Consider the following 17,074-nt stretch of genomic DNA (forward strand, 5'->3'; position numbering starts at 1 on the left):
AAATATTCACACCATAAATCCTAAAGATTTCGCATTAGAGGTAGGCGGCAAGTCAGTGAGTCCCTTGGAGCATACATAAGTATGTGACGAGGGCGAGCGAGCGCTGCCAACACCCCTATAATGAGAAATATGACGGATTTATCGATAAAAAAATATCATGGTACACATCCCATCATTCCCCCCAAACTCCTGATACTATTAATAAGAATCATTCCTTCCGTTACTAATTTTTATGGTGTTTCATGGCACAGGTGTCGCGGGCAAGAAGCCTTGGTAAATATTTCCTTTTACTGGACAATATGTTGGTTGTTCTTGGCTTTTTCGTGGTTTTTCCTTTAATTTCAATTCGATTTGTTGAACAGCTTGGCTGGGCTGCCGTGGTGGTTGGTTTTGCCCTTGGGTTACGTCAATTTGTGCAGCAAGGTTTTGGCATTTTTGGGGGTGCGATTGCCGACCGATTCGGTGCTAAACCGTTAATTATTATCGGGATGCTGTTACGCGCTGCGGGTTTTGTCTTGATGGCGTTGGCTTATGATCCTTGGGTGTTATGGCTATCTTGTGTGCTGTCTGCCCTTGGTGGCACCTTATTTGATCCACCACGAACCGCTTTAGTGATTAAGTTGACTCGCCCTTATGAGCGAGGACGTTTTTATTCGTTGTTATTCATGCAAGACAGTGCGGGTGCGGTGATTGGTGCGTTAATCGGAAGTTGGTTATTACAGTATGATTTCCACTATGTTTGCTGGGCAGGGGCTGCTGTGTTTGTGATTGCTGCACTTTTTAATGCTTGGTTGCTGCCTGCTTATCGCATTTCTACGATTAAAGCCCCTATTCGTGATGGTATGCACAGAGTCTTAAAAGATAAACGATTTGTGACTTATGTGGTCACCCTTTCCGGCTACTTTATGTTATCTGTGCAAGTCATGTTGATGTTCCCTATCGCCGTCAACGAATTAGCGGGTACCCCTACGGCGGTAAAATGGATGTATGCCATTGAAGCTGCCATTTCTCTGACACTGCTTTATCCGATTGCACGTTGGAGCGAAAAACATTTCCGTTTGGAACAGCGCTTGATGGCGGGATTGTTTTTAATGAGCCTAAGTATGTTCCCTATTGGAATGACATCCTCCATCAATATTCTGTTTGTATTGATTGGCATTTTCTACCTAGGTACTGTGACCGCCGATCCTGCTCGTGAAACCCTGAGCGCCTCCCTTGCCGATCCACGTGCTCGTGGTAGTTATATGGGCTTTAGTCGATTAGGTTTAGCACTCGGTGGTGCAGTTGGCTATACCGGTGGTGGTTGGATGTATGATATTGGGCATCAATGGAATATACCGCAACTTCCTTGGTTCTTGCTCGGTACCATTGGATTTATTACACTTTGGACACTTCATCGCCAGTTTAACCGTAAAAAAATTGAAACAGTCATGTTGAGCGGGCAGTAATACGTTACACTTGGGGGATTACTGTATAAAGGAGTGATTATGAAAAATATTTTCTTGGCATCTATCTTCGGATTGCTGTTTATTCTCACGGGTTGTGACAAATTAACCGAATTTACTATCAGTGAATCACAAATTAACAGTTACCTTGCGACCAAGGTTAAATACGAGAATAACATTGGTATTACTGGGTTTGCAGATGCGGATATCACCTTACATAACTTGCAATCAGAAATTGGTCGTAGCGAACCGGGTATTATTGCATTAAAAGGCGAAGCCACTGTAAAAATGAACTCATTGATTGGCGCAGCAGCGGCTGATATTGCATTAACACTAACTGCCCGCCCTGTCTTTGATGCACAGACTGGTTCTATCTATTTGAAAGAGCTAAAAATTACTCAATATAAAATTACCCCAGAAAATATGGACACTGCCATTTCCGCCGTGATCCCTTATTTAAATAGCTCCCTTGAAACCTTCTTCTCGACTCAACCTGTGTATGTCCTGAACCCTGATAATAGTGCCGCAGAAGCGACAGCTAAAAAATTAGCTAAAGGACTAGAAGTTAAACCGGGTAAATTGGTGATCCCCATGGTGGATTGATTGACCATAAATATTTTCGATTGATAAATAAATAATCGTAAAATGAAAAAAGCAACCTTAGGTCTAGGTTGCTTTTTTTATGGACAAATTTCCACAACATCACTAATTATTTAACTCTGTATTCTTACTCGTAGTAAGTCGTTTTATAGTCATACGTGAATTTATCCACTCGCCCATCACTGTATGTCATCACACTGGTGCACGAAGTTGGGTTTTTATGATCATCATAATGAGTGCACTTTTGGACAATTTCGTAATAGGGCTGCTGATTTTTCGTGGCATGAAAAAGAATTTTTGTCACTAAACCATCCGTGAAGAAATACTCATTTTTTTGTATTAGTAACTTCATTTTCATTGAAATAGTGAGTTTCGATTGGTAAAAGCTCGCTACCATAGACAAACGTAGCAATGTCCTTATCTCCTTGAGTGATCTTATTCACCAAACCATTACGGTAATGGTATTTCCAATTCAACAATTCTCCGGTTTGCAAATTACACATTTTATCGATGCGGTAACCTTTGAGTTTTTGCTTATCAATCAAAAAGTAAAGCTGTTTAGATTTTCTGACGATCGTAAATTCCGTTTCGCTGTCTTTATTATAATAGGTTAACTCGTTGAGACAGCCATGGGGGTTAAATGACACTGACACCTTTTTTCTGAGCCCTTTGTCATCGTTCATGGTTTGAGTCAATTCTTTGACTTTTCCGTAAAGCGGGTCAAATTGAAATTCAGTACTGTAATTAACCATGCGTTTATCATAGTTAAGCAATTCATTATCCACTTGCGCCAGCGCCAACGGTGACATAAAGAGAAACATTAAACCGTGAAGTTTTGTCGGAGTCATTGTGTCTATCCTTTAGGTCTTATGTGGAAAGAAAGAAACGATATCCACTTTCTTTCCACTCAATTCGTGACACCGTCACTTATTCACTGTCACTTTCTGATTCAGAATCGAGCTCATCACGCAGAGCAATCACCGCATCGCGAGTAATTTGCGCGAGTGTACGATAAAACGGAGTTGTCGCATGAGCCTCAACTTTACCCAGAAAAGCGCCATACCAGCTCAGAATATAGCTATCAAATAGCTCTTCTTGCGCCGCAGTTTCATCTTCCGCAGCTTGGTCTTCTAACCATGATGCCGAGAGTAATAACGCACCAAATGCATCAGCAGGCGCATCGGTTAACGTCATGCCACGCGTGACAAGAAATTCACGGATTTCTGCTTCCGTGATCTCTTCATCATAGCGATGGGCAAAAGGTGGCACGGTTGGCTCATGACCAAACATGGCTTGATAATCCGCAGTAATCGCTTTGTGATCCATGGCTTTAGCCATTCTTCCCCACAACTCATCTTGCTCTAATGGCCATGAAGCTTTTAGCTTATCTTGAGCAATCATATCGATAAGCGGCTTCACGAGAGCATCGTCTGGAGAACGTTGAAATAAAGTGCCTAAAATACGGCAGACGATTGAAAATTCATTCATGAGTTTCTTCCTGTTAGCAAATTTCCTGCAATCACTTTTTCGTGATCATCATGCAGTGCAGTATACCTGAAAAAACAGAAAACCCACGCTTTGCTCAATTCTATATATGCCGCTGATAGTCGCTAATGATGATTTCTCAAATAAAAAATCAGCTAACTGAAGTATCCTCAAAATAATTCACGCGACAGTTCCCTCAACCTTAGGTGCGGGAAATCGCGTAATCGCATAAATATAGCGAACATATCCCTAACAAGTTTTTGTTGTCACTCGGCGGCAAGAAAGCACATCCCTAGGAGCATACACAAGTATGTGTCTAGGGTGTGCTGACGCAGCTAGCAACGTGACGGCAAAAACTAGAACGGGAAATCAGTAGCCTTGGGCTAAATTGACAACACCTAAAGGACGTTCACCAGCTTCTATGCGTTGAATATTACTCGCAATCATATCCATGGCTTCATTAGGTAATGTAAATGCGGCAACATGTGGTGTAATTGCAATGCGCGGATGCGTCCAAAATGGATGCATATGGGGAAGCGGCTCAGTGGCAAAAACATCGAGAGATGCGCCCGCAACTTGACCTTTTTCTAGCGCAACCAACAAATCTTGCTCAATTAAGTGGGCGCCACGGGCAAGGTTGATAATATAGGCGTTTGGCTCAAGTTGGCTAAATAATTGATGATTCAAAATACCCACCGTTTCCGGTGTACTCGGCAGTAAATTGACAATCACTCGGGTTCCCGATAAAAAATCCGCTAACTGCTCTTGACCATAGTAACTCTTCACATTCGGAATCTGCTTTTCAGAGCGGCTCCACGTTCTGACTTTAAGACCAAAGCTCTCTAAGCGTTTTGCGACAGCTTGACCTAATGCCCCCGCCCCCATGACACCTACCACAAATTGGTCATGGGTATACGCAGGTAATTGTTTCCACAGGCGCTGGGATTGTAATTGGCGGTATTCGTCCATACGACGGAAGTAATACAACACTTTTGCCGCTGCATATTCCTCCATTTGAATTGCCATGCCAGTATCTTCTAAGCGCATCAGCGGAACCCCTGCGGGTAATGTGCCTGGGTTATCGTGTTCTTGTTTCAAAATCGCATCCACACCCGCCCCTAACGCAAAAATACCTTTTAGGTCTTGACGACCCGCCAGACATTCATAAGGTGGAAGCCATACCATGGCATAATCTGCCTGTTGGGTATCTCCCGGCTTCCATTGACGAATATTGGCTTGAGGCAATCGAGCACGCATGCCATCAATCCACTGATTGGCATCAAAAAATGGATGGTAAAATAGAATATTCATGGCAACTCCTTATAGGTTTCTACCAGAGTGTGCGTATTGAGGTTTATTTTCAAGTCAAGACCCGCATTTTACTTCCATAAGATGAGGATTTTGTTAAGGAGTTAACGGAATCTAGATTAATCGCTTGAAGTTTAAATAAACAATTTATTATCAATTTCTAACCAAGAATAATCTTTTAAGATTAGAGAGTAATCAAATTGGTTTTTATTTAGCTAAACGATAGAAAAAATTCGGTTTTTATTTAATTGGGAGTTGACGGAAGGCGCTCTTTTCCCTATAGTAGCGCCCCGTTGCAGGACAAGTTATTTATAACAATTTCTACAACCACAATTTAGAAAAACGGTGAGGTGTCCGAGAGGCTGAAGGAGCACGCCTGGAAAGTGTGTATACGGCAACGTATCGAGGGTTCGAATCCCTCCCTCACCGCCATTTCTAATCTAGATTATTCTTCCTCGACTAATTTCTTGTTTATCTTTCCAGTTCCATCAATCTTATCGATTCCAACACCTTGGGCATGATACTCACGACTGATTTCTTCCCATAATTCTGCATTTTCAACTCCCGCAGCTTTTGGATCAAACACAGGATCGACACCTAATTTGGTTTGTCTTTCAAAGTCACGTAATGCTCTTAATGCCGGTTTCGATAAGAAGACAATCGCAATCAAGTTCAAGTAACTCATACTGCCGAAACCGATATCACCAAGTCCCCACATGATACTGACCGATTGCACGCTTCCCATAAAGACAATCACTAAGAAAACGAATTTCAAAATCAGCTTAAGCACGGGATATTTAAGCTTACGATCAAGATAAACAATGGTGGTTTCTGCAATATAGTAGTACGCCATTAAGGTTGTGAAAGCGAACAAGAAGACGGCAATAGAGACAAATCCAGCCCCTGCCGAGGTAAATACCGTGGATACTGCCATCTGAGTCCATGCCGTTCCTGCTGCTACCCCAGGAACATGTTCCACAAGCGCAATCGCCGCACCGTCAGGGAATACGTTGTACATATTGGTGACTAAAATCATCAGCCCTGATGCCGTACATACCACGACCGTATCAATATAGATAGAAAATGCTTGGATCAACCCTTGCTTTACCGGATGGCTAACTTCTGCGGCTGCGGAGCTGAATGTTGCTTCACCCGCCCCTGCCACGTTTGAAAACACCGCACGGCGTACACCCCATGATACTGCGGTGCCCACAATACCACCGAATACTGCATCCATTCCCATCGCACTGCGGAAAATCAAGCTAAACATGCCCGGTATGCTATCCCAATGGCTGCTTAGAATAATGACCATCATGACAATGTAAGCTAATGCCATAATCGGGACGATTTTATCTGCTGCACTCGCAATACGTTTAACGCCACCGAAAATCAGCCATGCCATCAACACAGTGACTAATGCACCTGTTGCCATTGGCGGAATATTGAAGGCGGTTTGGAAGGAGTCCGCAATTGTGTTGGCTTGGATCCCAGGGACTAATACACCGTAAGATAAACAAATAACAGCCGCGACAAAAATCGCAAAAGGCTTTAATTTCAATCCTTTTTCAATATAGTACGGTGAACCGCCACGATACTGATCATCTGAGCGCTGCTTATAAATTTGCGCAAGGGTGGATTCAATAAAGGCACTGGCACCGCCTAATAAACCCATCACGACCATCCAGAAAATCGCTCCAGGTCCTCCCGCGGCAATCGCGGTTGCCACCCCAGCAATGTTACCAACCCCGACACGCCCAGATAAGGCTAAACAGAAGGCTTGGAAAGAGGAAATCCCATCTTTTGACGCTTTATTTTCCTTTAATAAACAGACCATTTTTACGATGTAACGGAACTGAACACCGCGTGTTGCTAATGTGAAGTAGAGACCGACACCCAGAGATAAGAATACGAGAGCATTACCCCAGATGTAACCAACGATGGTATTCACGATGGCTTCCATATGTACTCCTCGACGATTGTAATTGTATTTGTGTATTTGCAAGGGTCGAAACCTGAACCTCGCAAGGTTCAGGTCAATGTCATTTTACTGATTGATAAACCAGATAACTTTTGTTTGGGTGTATTGTTCAAAGGCTTCTAAGCCGTTGTCTTTCCCCCCAAAACCTGACTGACGGAAACCACCAAATGGCGTGGTGATATTACCTTCGCTAAATCCGTTGACCGACACGGTCCCCGCATTGATACGACGTGCAATATTCATCACTCGATGGACATTTTGGCTATAAAACGAAGCCGCCAACCCGTAGTGAGTGTCATTGGCTAAATTCACCGCTTCATCATCCGTCTTAAATGATGTAACGGCTAAAATGGGACCAAAAACTTCATGTCGAAAGAGAGACATTTCTGGCGTAACAGCATCAAAAATTGTCGGTTCTATGTACCACCCTGAACCGAGGTCACTGTGTATTTTTCCTCCTGTGATAAGTTTCCCTCCCTCTTTAAGGGTGGTTTCTAAAAACGATCCTACTTTTTCAAAATGTGCCTGTTCAATCATGGGACCGATTGACACAGACGCATCACGCGGATCCCCAACTTGCCATGTTGATACTGCGGCAACTAATTTTTCGAGCAGGGGCTTTTTGATATTTTCGTGCACAATTAACCGCGAGCCACAGCTACAGTTTTCACTCATATTCCAGAAAGCGGCCGCCATGATATGCGGAACAGCTGCATCTAAATCTGCGTCCTCAAAGACCACTTGTGGGCTTTTTCCACCGCATTCCAAAACAATTTCTTTTAGATTGCTTTCTGCGGAGTATTTCAAAAATAAACGCCCTACTTCTGTCGACCCTGTGAATGAGACGATATCAACATCAGGGTGACGCCCTAACGCTTCCCCCACTTTTTCGCCCAACCCGCAAACCAAACTTAATGCACCTTTCGGCACACCCGCCTCATAAGCAAGTTCAACCATACGGTAAGCACTCAATGAGGTTAATTCGGCAGGTTTCACAATCACAGAATTACCAACCGCTAACGCCGGCGCGACTTTCCAGGCAAACATTTGTGCAGGAAAGTTCCATGGCAAAACAGCGCCCACGACACCGATAGGCTCATGAACAATTAACCCCATTTCTTGACGCCCAGTTGGCGCAATTTTGCCAAACAGTTTGTCGATAGCTTCTGCATACCAATAAAACGTTTCGACTGTTGCGGGTAAATCCGTATTTAAACATTCAGTGATAGGCTTACCTGCATCGACGCAATCCAATGCCGCTAGTTCTTCGCTATGTTTTTCAATTAATTGCGCCCAACGTAACATGACCTGTTTACGTTCTTGAGGGGACAAACCGCTCCAGCAGCCCTCATCAAAGGTTTCACGAGCAATGCGAACCGCCGCGTGAACATCTTGCGCACTGCCATCCGCGATATAACCAATCGAACTATTATCGATGGGGGTATAATTTTTAAGCTTGGCACTCCCACTTTGGTGGCCCGCAATCAAGTTGCCCGCCCAGAGTTGGCTCTGTTTCGCTCGCTCAAATATTTGCTCTTTCGTGATCAACATAAACAACCCCGCTATGGCTTAATCAGTGCAAGAAATTCATGGCGTTCTTGCAGGCTAATATTGGACAGAGGTAAGCGAACAGGTCCTACATTAAAGGTTCCTTTTAAGCAGCCAGCTTTAGCTTTTTGGTTATAGTTACCTGATTCCATAGAGTAAATCGCAGGATAAATCTCTTGCATAATCTGCTTAGCTTTTGTCCAATCGCCTTGCTGCGCCGCATTAAAAATGGCAACTTGCTCTACTGGGAACACGTTGCCTGCACCGGCAATCCAACTTTTCGAACCCCAGAAGAAGAAATCCACAGGTTGGTCATCACAACCGCAAATGACCTCAAAGTTTTTAAACGGTGTTTGGAGTAAATGCAGGGCGCGACTAAAGCTACCGCTACTCTCTTTGATAGCGACAATATTGTCGATTTCCGCCAGCTTCACGACGGTATCTAACTCAATCTCAATGCCAATACGGGCTGGGAAGTTGTACATAATGATGGGTAATGAAGTTGATTTTGCGACTTTCTCATAGTGAGCATAAACCCCGTTTTGATCCGGTAAACTGTACGGTGGTGGTGATAACATCAGCCCTTCATAACCCAGTTCTTTCGCCTGTGCTGCGCGTTTAATTGCGCCCTCGGTAGATAAGTCATTAATTCCTGCAATCAGCGTCACACGCCCTTTGGCAATTTTACTGACCGTGGTTAATACGGTTTTACGTTCGTCTTCATTTAACGCGTAATATTCACCCGTGGTGCCGCAGACCACCAACCCCGTCACACCACTGGCGATCAGTTTTTCGGTTAACTCTGCTAACGCAGTGATATTTAATGAAAGATCATCATGAAATGGAGTGACTAACGGAACAAGAATGCCATGGAAATTCATTATAATTCTCCTGAATTAAAGAAAGCGCTTAATCGAAAAAGGCGAGCAATCGAGCGGTGTCGGTTGCCCGTGGATCATGTTATTGACGATATCTGCGGTAATTGCCGCTTGTGTTAGCCCTAAATGTTGATGCCCAAAGGCAAATACATACGGACCTTTTTGGTCTATGACCGGTAAGGAGTCTGAGATAGTGGGACGGAAACCCATCCACTCACTGGTATTTTGGCTATCTAATGGTGTTTTCAGCATTGGATTCGCCAGCGGTAAAAAGTGGCGGGCACGTTGCATATTGGGTGGACGCTTCAAACCTGCGTATTCAACAGTGCCTGCGAGGCGCAACCCACCGTTCATTGGCGTCATAATAAAACGGCGATCCATACTGGAAATCGGAATGGACAAACGCCCTTTTTCATTTGGTAACATCAAGTGGTAACCGCGCTCGGTTTCCAAAGGGACATTGATGCGACTCACCATTTTCACTAATGACTTTGAAAATGCGCCCCCAGCAATCACGACTTTATCCGCAATAAACGTCCCTTGAGGTGTCGTCACTCGTGCTTGATTTGCTGAGGAAGAATCAATGGCGGTCACTTCACATTCTGTCAGTACTTTCCCACCTAAAATCACAAAAGCCTGTGTTAAGCGTTCGTGCATTTGTGTGAGATCCACTACATGTCCAGTATCGGGATAGAACAATCCACCAATTTGGTTAGTCGCGAGTTCAGGTTGTTGTGCGAGCAATTGGGGTTGATCCAATAGCTGATTATGCACCCCCATATTGTTCAAATATTCCCCATGGCGACGCAGCTTTTCCAAAGTGGCATTTTTTTCTGCTACCAGCAATGAACCTTGAATTTTGACCAAATCCTCCAGCTGCCATTGCTTTGAAAATGCTTGCCAAGAGGGTAATGACGCAGCATTTAGCACAGAAAGCGCGCGGTGAATATGTTGAAATGGTTTATGGCGCATATTCCCTAACAATTTCAATAGCCAAGGTGCTAATGGCAGGATATAGCGCCAATCAATACGCAGAGCGCCTAAAGGATCAAGTAGCATACTGGGAATGGACTTTAACACTGACGGATCGGCAACAGGAAATACCTGCTCAGTTGCAATATGCCCCGCATTACCAAAAGAGGCACCTGAGCCAATTTGGTTTTTATCGAGCAATAAAACGTCCGTGCCGTGATGTTGTACGGATAACGCAATGCTGAGCCCAACAATGCCCCCACCGACTACAATGACGGAATATCTGTTATCCATCGTCGACCTCACTCCACCGTGATACCAAAACGGAACGGATCGTTTTCATCAATCAGTAAGGTATTTTCACCGCTGATGTAAGCATTGCCACGAATCGTTGGAATGATGCCGTTAGCATCCGCAACTTGATAACTGGCTTGAAATTGGCTACCAATAACACTTGCCTGACGCCAAATTTTACCTTCCTCAAGCTTGTTGTCCGCAGCAAGGCACGCTAATTTCGCGCTGGTGCCCGTACCACATGGCGAGCGGTCATATGCCCCTCCGGGACATAACACAAAACTTTGGCTATCTGCACCATCGCAATGTCCAAACAATTCAATATGGTCAATCTCTTGGTCATCTTTACCAAAAATACCTTGATCAACGAGGGCTTTTTTGATTTTTAAACAGACCTCCGTCAGCGCCTTCGCATTCCCATACAAGATAGCAAGTGGTGAATTTTCGACGAGGAAAAACCAGTTTCCGCCCCATGCAATATCCCCAGTCACTAGCCCAACCTCAGGCACGTTAACTTGAACGGCTTTGCGATAGCGATATGCATAAACGTTTTGAATGCTCACGCTACCATCTTCATGTAATTTAGCGGTCACATCCCCCACTGGGGTTTCAATTAAATGCTCACCGTAACCAATGCGCCCTAAGTAATGTAATGATGCGACCAAACCGATGGTACCGTGACCACACATACCTAAGTAGCCTTCGTTATTAAAGAAAATCACGCCCGCCGCAGCTTTAGGGTTAACGGGTTTACACAGTAATGCACCAACTAGAATGTCATTACCTCGAGGTTCTAAAATGGTTGCGCATCGCCAATGGTCATATTCTGTGCGTAACGTTTGTAGGCGCGACGCCATGTCTGAATTCCCTAAATCAGGAAAACCATCAATCACTAAACGTGTGGGTTCCCCTGCGGTATGAGAGTCTATAACCTCAATTTTCTTATATTTACTCTGCATCAGTTCATCCTTATTAATATCATTTGTTAATAGAATGCTTGATTTGTGTAAACAACTCTTGATATCTTTCGAATCAACCTATGCGTATTTCTGCACAATTTAAAAACATTTCAGATAACTATTAAAATTAGTTGAATGCATTGGAGCGCAATATGATTGATTTAAATAAACTGTTGTTGATTAGTCAGGAAAACATGCTTTTCCCCGTGGATAATATTAATAATTTGTTAAATCATCTTGGGTTGGTCATGCCTTTAATCAATACACTTCCTAATGTGACTTTCTTCGTTAAAGACCGTAATGCCAAATACTTGCTTGCCAATGACAACCTTGCTAAACGATGTAAAGTTGATCAGCGCAATGGCGTAATAGGAAAAACTGCAGAAGATATTTTTCACGCGGATTTGGGGCAGAGTTATAGCTCTCAAGATTATTTGGTTATGCAGAAAAAAATAAGTGTTATCAATAAATTGGAGCTACATCTTTATAAGGCGGGATTATTAGGTTGGTGTTTAACGACCAAAGTGCCTATTTTTGATACACGTAATCAGGTGATTGGTGTCGCGGGCATTTCTGTGGATTTACAAGATGAAAAATCAGTCAGTACTAAATTAAATAATCAATTAGGTCGAGTTGAACAATATATTAGCCAGCATTTTGATACCGCAATTAAAATAACAACACTGGCTGAAATTTCAGGGTTGTCGTTATCTCAACTTAATCGTCAATTTAAAACAGTTTTTCATATTACACCTCAGCAATATATTCAGAAGAAGCGCCTTGAACATGCTATCGAATTATTAGAAGAAGACTATTCTATTACAGATATTTCAATTAAATGTGCTTATGCCGATCACAGTGCATTTTGTCGTAAGTTTAAAGAACTGACCAATATGACTCCCAGCCAATTTAAACGAATGCGTTCTAATATCGATAAAAAGACAGTGAATGAACAGGAGATTGCTTATTCCATCTAATCGTTGAACGATGCATGTCCCCCTCAATTCTGGGTCTTTACTCAGGCGAGCGAACTTTTTCCCTGACTTATCCTCTAATCATCAATGGTAAAATAGTTGCTGTCCTCATCGTGATAACGAGGAACTTAGGACAGCTCTTATTGTAGCTAAAACATATTGTAGCTAAAACATAATCGCGTATTGATATAGCACTAAACTGCCCCCTACTGCGGTATATTTTAAGGATGAGTGAATGACCATTTATGATCTGAAACCTAAATTTCAGAATCTGCTACGCCCCATTGTTCGTCAGCTATTTGATGCGGGGATCACGGCAAACCAAGTGACCCTTGCTGCATTAGGCTTGTCCATTATTGTAGGCTGTTTATTAGCGCTTTTTCCAACTCCCTACTTATTTATCTTACTCCCATTTGTCTTATTTATCCGCATGGCTCTCAATGCCATTGATGGTATGCTTGCTCGCGAACACAACCAGAAAAGCCATCTCGGAGCAATGCTGAATGAACTGGGCGATGTCATTTCCGATGTCGCCTTGTACCTACCTTTCGTCCTCATTTTCCCGCAGGCTTTTTGGTGGATTTTGTTGAGCCTCTTTCTCTCTGTATTAACTGAATTTATCGGCGTCATCGCTCAAGCAATGGGCGCATCTCGCCGTTATGATGGCCCTGTCGGTAAAAGTGATCGTGCATTTGTCTTTGGTGCATTAGGATTATTTGTCTGTATTTTTCCACAACTGGTAGTTGCAAGCTGGATAAATATCCTTTTTGCCGTCCTCTCCCTGCTGTTGTTCTATACCTGCTATAACCGTATTCGCCGTGCACTGACTGAGTTAAGCGCAGTATCGGAAAATAATTAAGGAATGATAATGAACACACAAACAGACTATTCGACACAACGTCCTGTCGTCGAATCTCAATTCACCACCAGTGATCATACGAACTTGTTTTACCGTTATTGGCCTACTGAACACATCACCGATAAAGCCATTATTTTGTTTCACCGAGGTCATGAGCACTCTGGTCGTGTCTCTCATTTAGTGGATGAATTAAACCTTTCTGATTTTGCTATGTTCGCATGGGATGCTCGAGGGCATGGCCGTAATGAAGGTCCGCGGGGCTATAGCCCATCACTGAGCACGTCCATTAGTGATGTTGATGAGTTTGTCCATTACGTATCCGAGCAATATCAAATCCCATTCGAAAATATTATTGTTATTGGTCAAAGTGTTGGCGCAGTATTAGTGTCTGCATGGGTACATGACTATGCCCCAAAAATTCGCGGAATGGTGCTTGCGTCTCCCGCATTTAAAGTTAAATTATATGTCCCATTTGCTCGCACCGGTTTGGGACTCATGCAAAAATTGCGTGGACTGTTCTACGTAAACTCTTATGTGAAAGCCAAGTTTTTAACCCATGATGAGCAACGCATTCAATCATTTAACAATGACCCGCTGATCACTCGCCCTATTGCCGTCAACATTCTTCTGGAGCTCTATACCACGGCGGATCGCATCGTGGCAGATGCTGCGGCAATCACATTGCCAACCCAGTTATTTATTTCAGGTAGCGACCATGTGGTACACCATAAGCCACAACATCAATTTTATGAGCGATTAAATACGCCAATTAAAGAGAAGCATATTCTGTCAGGTTTTTATCACGACACATTAGGTGAAAAAGACCGACATATCCCTATCGAAAAAATTCGTCAGTTTATTGATAAATTATTCGCGCTTCCTTTGTATCAACATGATTACCAGTTTGAAGATACATGGAGCACCAGTGCGGATGCCTACCGTTCATTAAGCGTGCCATTACCTGAATATTGCCCAAAAAACATTGCCTATAAAATCATGAGCAAATCCATGAGTACTTTAGGTAAAGCCTCTGAAGGCGTCCGTATTGGTTACGATAAGGGCTTTGATTCTGGCTCAACACTTGATTATGTCTATCGCAATCAGGCACAGGGTTCTGGTCTATTTGGACGAATTATCGATAGGCAATACCTCAACAGTATTGGTTGGCAAGGGATCCGCCAGCGCAAAGTAAATATTGAAAATATTATTCGCCAAGCCATTCGAGAGCTATCCAATAGCGGAAAACCCGTCCGCATTATGGATATCGCCGCAGGTCAAGGGCGCTACATCTTCGATGCTATCAATGATTATGGGAAAGTGGACTCCGTTCTGCTTCGTGACTATAGCCCAATTAACGTTGAACAAGGTCGCTTACACATCAAAGAGCGTTACCTAGAAGATAAAATCCGTTTCGAAGAAGGTAATGCGTTCGATGCTGATGATCTTGCTGCTGTTTCTCCAGCGCCAACGTTAGGTATTGTCAGCGGTCTGTATGAGCTATTCCCAAGTAATGAACTGATCCGAGCCTCACTGGATGGGCTTTCTCGCGCCATTCCTTCCGGTGGCTTGCTTATCTATACCTGCCAACCATGGCATCCTCAGGTTGAAATGATCGCCCGAGTATTACCCAGTCACCAAGGTGGGAAAGCATGGGTCATGCGCTGCCGTAGCCAAGGCGAAATGGATGCCTTAGTCGAAGAGGCTGGGTTCGAAAAAATCACTCAATCTATCGATAACTGGGGTATTTTTAGCGTGTCCCTTGCTCGACGCCGTTAATTATTTTTCTCTTTAATTTACAGGTTATTGGTATCATCACCAGTAACCTGTATTTTTATTTATCTCATACCGATACGGCTGAAAAACAGCCAATCAACGGTGATATGGGCACGATTCATCTAGAACAAAGCAATGAATAAATTAAGATAGGAACCCATTATATGACCCTCAACACCCAAGATACGCGCACGGCATCACGACGCCAAATTTGGATTTATGGGCTATTTTGGTTGCTCTTCTTAGCGCCCTTTTTCTTTTTAACGTACGGGCAAGTCAACAACTATACCGCTACATTACCCAATGTACCCTCTTATGTTTATAGCTGGGAAAAACAGATCCCTTTTTTACCTTGGACAATTATTCCCTATTGGAGCATCGACCTATTTTACGGGATTTCACTGTTCATCTGTACCTCTCGCCGTGAGCAGTGCATCCATGGCTTACGCTTAATCGCAGCATCACTTATTGCCTGTGTTGGCTTTTTACTCTTCCCACTTAAATTTAGTTTTCCTCGCCCTGATACCCATGGCGTATTTGGCTGGATGTTCGACAGCTTAGAGCTGTTTGATTTACCGTACAACCAAGCCCCTTCATTACATATTATTTTACTGTGGTTACTGTGGTTGCGCTTCCGCTCCCATACACCAACTCAATGGCGCTGGCTGTTGCATAGCGTGTCAATTCTGATTCTTATTTCTGTCCTCACGACATGGCAACATCATTTTATTGATGTGATCACTGGGTTCGCAGTTGGTGTCATCATCAGCTATTTGTTACCTATTACTACTCGTTGGCAATGGCATTACACAGGAAGTCCTCGAAGCCTAAAAATTGCTAAAAACTATGGATTAGGTGCAGTGCTGTGCTTCGCCCTCGCCTTTTTATTACAAGGCGCTCTGTGGTGGTTTTTATGGCCTGCTCTCGCCTTAGCTTTTGTCACATTAGGCTATTTAGGGGCTGGAGCTTCTGTATTCCAGAAAACAGCTGAAGGTCACGTTTCTCCATCCGCTATATTAGTATTACTCCCTTATCGCCTCATTGCTTGGGGTACTTATCATTACTATGCTAAGCGCTGCCAGCAACCCAGTATTGTGAATGAAAAAATTGTTTTGGGAGGACGCCCGTTATATCCATTGCAAACGCAAGCCGTTCTCGATATGACTTGCGAGTGGTCTCGCAATATTTACAGCTATGGGAAAAATTATTGTAGCCAGCCACAAATTGATTTGTTACCTCTAAGCCCAGAGGATATTGAAAAAGCCATTAGAACCATGGACAAACTCGCACAAAGTGGAACTGTCTATATTCACTGCAAATTGGGTTATTCTCGAAGTGCAACGGTTGTTGTGGCATGGTTAGTACACCAAAATATGGCAAAAAACATTGAAGATGCAATCGCGCAGGTTGAACGCGTTCGTCCTCAGGTCATTTTAAATTCCGCGACCATTGAACAATTACATCACTGGTATCAGCAATTTCATGTACAAAGAGAAAACCAATGAGTTCATTACTGGATAAAGACCGTGGAGATGTCATTGTCGTGCTCACGGGGAGTTGGCGCTATTTGGCGATAGTTGCCATCCTAGCATTGCTGGGGCAATTCGCATTGTTGTTCCATGGTTCGATATCACACTTGAGTCTAGCTGTGGGGGTCATGCTATTTTTTGCTAGCCAGTATTTTATTTTCCGCTTATGCCTTGATCATCATTTCTTTATCCTGATTTATCACCAAGGAGATACACAAGCCTTCGATGATGCACTTGAGCATCTATTCCCTCAATCATCAGCGGGTCGCAGTATGGAAAGTCGATGGGCAGGTACGCGCAAATTATTTCAGCGTGCCAGTTATGCCGTTACGCTATTATGGGGATGGTTATTATTTTCGCTTATTTTTTAGTTTATTTTGGGTCATATTTAAATCAGAGGTAAATTGACTATTAATTAATTATTATCTTTTTTAACTCACTGTTTAAAATAGAAAATCGATAGTTAATAATT

15 protein-coding genes and 1 tRNA gene are annotated in these 17,074 nt (G+C 43.2%); 8 read left to right on the forward strand and 8 right to left on the reverse strand.

Annotated features, from left to right (window positions below):
• Positions 1 to 242 precede the first annotated feature (242 nt).
• Both mdtH and PSF16_RS03775 read left to right on the forward strand, forming a co-directional pair.
• On the forward strand, positions 243 to 1,448 hold the full coding sequence (gene mdtH, locus PSF16_RS03770; RefSeq protein WP_036979348.1) for a multidrug efflux MFS transporter MdtH: 1,206 nt from the start codon (positions 243 to 245) through the stop codon (positions 1,446 to 1,448).
• A 39-nt stretch (positions 1,449 to 1,487) separates the two neighbouring features.
• Positions 1,488 to 2,048 (forward strand): lipoprotein, encoded by a 561-nt coding sequence (locus PSF16_RS03775; RefSeq protein ID WP_006661850.1) that lies wholly within the window; start codon positions 1,488 to 1,490, stop codon positions 2,046 to 2,048.
• Between the two features lie 323 nt (positions 2,049 to 2,371).
• Here the strand turns inward: PSF16_RS03775 and PSF16_RS03780 are convergent, their stop codons facing one another.
• From PSF16_RS03780 to ghrA, 3 genes are all read right to left on the reverse strand, one after another.
• The gene (locus tag PSF16_RS03780) at positions 2,372 to 2,893 is read right to left on the reverse strand and encodes a YnfC family lipoprotein (RefSeq protein WP_272688789.1); all 522 of its coding nucleotides are present in this window, start codon (positions 2,891 to 2,893) and stop codon (positions 2,372 to 2,374) included.
• A 79-nt stretch (positions 2,894 to 2,972) separates the two neighbouring features.
• Positions 2,973 to 3,533 (reverse strand): TorD/DmsD family molecular chaperone, encoded by a 561-nt coding sequence (locus tag PSF16_RS03785; protein ID WP_272688790.1) that lies wholly within the window; start codon positions 3,531 to 3,533, stop codon positions 2,973 to 2,975.
• A gap of 366 nt (positions 3,534 to 3,899) precedes the next feature.
• On the reverse strand, positions 3,900 to 4,841 hold the full coding sequence (ghrA, locus tag PSF16_RS03790) for a glyoxylate/hydroxypyruvate reductase GhrA (RefSeq protein WP_006659971.1): 942 nt from the start codon (positions 4,839 to 4,841) through the stop codon (positions 3,900 to 3,902).
• A gap of 341 nt (positions 4,842 to 5,182) precedes the next feature.
• Between ghrA and PSF16_RS03795 the strand changes: the two genes are divergently transcribed.
• Positions 5,183 to 5,270: transfer RNA gene (locus PSF16_RS03795), tRNA-Ser, on the forward strand.
• A gap of 13 nt (positions 5,271 to 5,283) precedes the next feature.
• Here PSF16_RS03795 and PSF16_RS03800 read toward each other — a convergent pair.
• The 5 genes from PSF16_RS03800 to PSF16_RS03820 form a co-directional block, all read right to left on the reverse strand.
• Entirely contained in the window at positions 5,284 to 6,798 is a 1,515-nt protein-coding gene (locus PSF16_RS03800) for an alanine/glycine:cation symporter family protein (protein ID WP_272688791.1), read from the reverse strand.
• Positions 6,799 to 6,882: 84 nt separating this feature from the next.
• Positions 6,883 to 8,367 carry an aldehyde dehydrogenase gene (locus tag PSF16_RS03805; RefSeq protein ID WP_036962256.1) on the reverse strand — a complete coding sequence of 495 codons (1,485 nt, stop codon included), beginning with the start codon at positions 8,365 to 8,367 and terminating at the stop codon, positions 6,883 to 6,885.
• An 11-nt stretch (positions 8,368 to 8,378) separates the two neighbouring features.
• Positions 8,379 to 9,245 (reverse strand): 4-hydroxy-tetrahydrodipicolinate synthase, encoded by an 867-nt coding sequence (dapA, locus tag PSF16_RS03810; protein ID WP_006659975.1) that lies wholly within the window; start codon positions 9,243 to 9,245, stop codon positions 8,379 to 8,381.
• Positions 9,246 to 9,260: 15 nt separating this feature from the next.
• On the reverse strand, positions 9,261 to 10,508 hold the full coding sequence (locus PSF16_RS03815) for an NAD(P)/FAD-dependent oxidoreductase (RefSeq protein WP_272688792.1): 1,248 nt from the start codon (positions 10,506 to 10,508) through the stop codon (positions 9,261 to 9,263).
• 8 nt (positions 10,509 to 10,516) lie between these two features.
• Positions 10,517 to 11,467, reverse strand: a complete 951-nt coding sequence (locus PSF16_RS03820) for a 4-hydroxyproline epimerase (RefSeq protein ID WP_272688793.1) — start codon at positions 11,465 to 11,467, stop codon at positions 10,517 to 10,519.
• 152 nt (positions 11,468 to 11,619) lie between these two features.
• Here PSF16_RS03820 and PSF16_RS03825 point away from each other — a divergent pair, with 152 nt between their 5' ends.
• From PSF16_RS03825 to PSF16_RS03845, 5 genes are all read left to right on the forward strand, one after another.
• Positions 11,620 to 12,444 carry an AraC family transcriptional regulator gene (locus tag PSF16_RS03825; protein ID WP_006661855.1) on the forward strand — a complete coding sequence of 275 codons (825 nt, stop codon included), beginning with the start codon at positions 11,620 to 11,622 and terminating at the stop codon, positions 12,442 to 12,444.
• Between the two features lie 232 nt (positions 12,445 to 12,676).
• Positions 12,677 to 13,300, forward strand: coding sequence for a CDP-alcohol phosphatidyltransferase family protein (locus PSF16_RS03830; protein WP_036962246.1), 624 nt, complete (start codon positions 12,677 to 12,679; stop codon positions 13,298 to 13,300).
• 9 nt (positions 13,301 to 13,309) lie between these two features.
• Positions 13,310 to 15,076 (forward strand): bifunctional alpha/beta hydrolase/class I SAM-dependent methyltransferase, encoded by a 1,767-nt coding sequence (locus PSF16_RS03835; RefSeq protein WP_036962243.1) that lies wholly within the window; start codon positions 13,310 to 13,312, stop codon positions 15,074 to 15,076.
• A 161-nt stretch (positions 15,077 to 15,237) separates the two neighbouring features.
• Positions 15,238 to 16,578, forward strand: coding sequence for a phosphatase PAP2/dual specificity phosphatase family protein (locus PSF16_RS03840; RefSeq protein WP_272688794.1), 1,341 nt, complete (start codon positions 15,238 to 15,240; stop codon positions 16,576 to 16,578).
• Complete coding sequence (locus PSF16_RS03845; protein WP_272688795.1) at positions 16,575 to 16,973, forward strand: hypothetical protein; 399 nt, start codon at positions 16,575 to 16,577, stop codon at positions 16,971 to 16,973. The genes PSF16_RS03840 and PSF16_RS03845 overlap by 4 nt, the downstream gene beginning before the upstream one ends.
• The last annotated feature ends 101 nt before the right edge of the window (positions 16,974 to 17,074 follow it).

This window comes from Providencia sp. PROV033 (assembly GCF_028484855.1).
In the GTDB taxonomy this organism is placed as follows: domain Bacteria; phylum Pseudomonadota; class Gammaproteobacteria; order Enterobacterales; family Enterobacteriaceae; genus Providencia; species Providencia alcalifaciens.

Coding starts and splice junctions, on each gene's coding strand:
- ghrA (WP_006659971.1), bottom strand. CDS start 4,841: ATGAATATTCTATTTTACCATCCATTTTTTGATGCCAATCAGTGGATT.
- PSF16_RS03830 (WP_036962246.1), top strand. CDS start 12,677: ATGACCATTTATGATCTGAAACCTAAATTTCAGAATCTGCTACGCCCC.
- PSF16_RS03840 (WP_272688794.1), top strand. CDS start 15,238: ATGACCCTCAACACCCAAGATACGCGCACGGCATCACGACGCCAAATT.
- PSF16_RS03775 (WP_006661850.1), top strand. CDS start 1,488: ATGAAAAATATTTTCTTGGCATCTATCTTCGGATTGCTGTTTATTCTC.
- PSF16_RS03825 (WP_006661855.1), top strand. CDS start 11,620: ATGATTGATTTAAATAAACTGTTGTTGATTAGTCAGGAAAACATGCTT.
- PSF16_RS03815 (WP_272688792.1), bottom strand. CDS start 10,508: ATGGATAACAGATATTCCGTCATTGTAGTCGGTGGGGGCATTGTTGGG.
- PSF16_RS03780 (WP_272688789.1), bottom strand. CDS start 2,893: ATGACTCCGACAAAACTTCACGGTTTAATGTTTCTCTTTATGTCACCG.
- PSF16_RS03805 (WP_036962256.1), bottom strand. CDS start 8,367: ATGTTGATCACGAAAGAGCAAATATTTGAGCGAGCGAAACAGAGCCAA.
- PSF16_RS03820 (WP_272688793.1), bottom strand. CDS start 11,467: ATGCAGAGTAAATATAAGAAAATTGAGGTTATAGACTCTCATACCGCA.
- mdtH (WP_036979348.1), top strand. CDS start 243: ATGGCACAGGTGTCGCGGGCAAGAAGCCTTGGTAAATATTTCCTTTTA.
- dapA (WP_006659975.1), bottom strand. CDS start 9,245: ATGAATTTCCATGGCATTCTTGTTCCGTTAGTCACTCCATTTCATGAT.
- PSF16_RS03835 (WP_036962243.1), top strand. CDS start 13,310: ATGAACACACAAACAGACTATTCGACACAACGTCCTGTCGTCGAATCT.
- PSF16_RS03785 (WP_272688790.1), bottom strand. CDS start 3,533: ATGAATGAATTTTCAATCGTCTGCCGTATTTTAGGCACTTTATTTCAA.
- PSF16_RS03800 (WP_272688791.1), bottom strand. CDS start 6,798: ATGGAAGCCATCGTGAATACCATCGTTGGTTACATCTGGGGTAATGCT.
- PSF16_RS03845 (WP_272688795.1), top strand. CDS start 16,575: ATGAGTTCATTACTGGATAAAGACCGTGGAGATGTCATTGTCGTGCTC.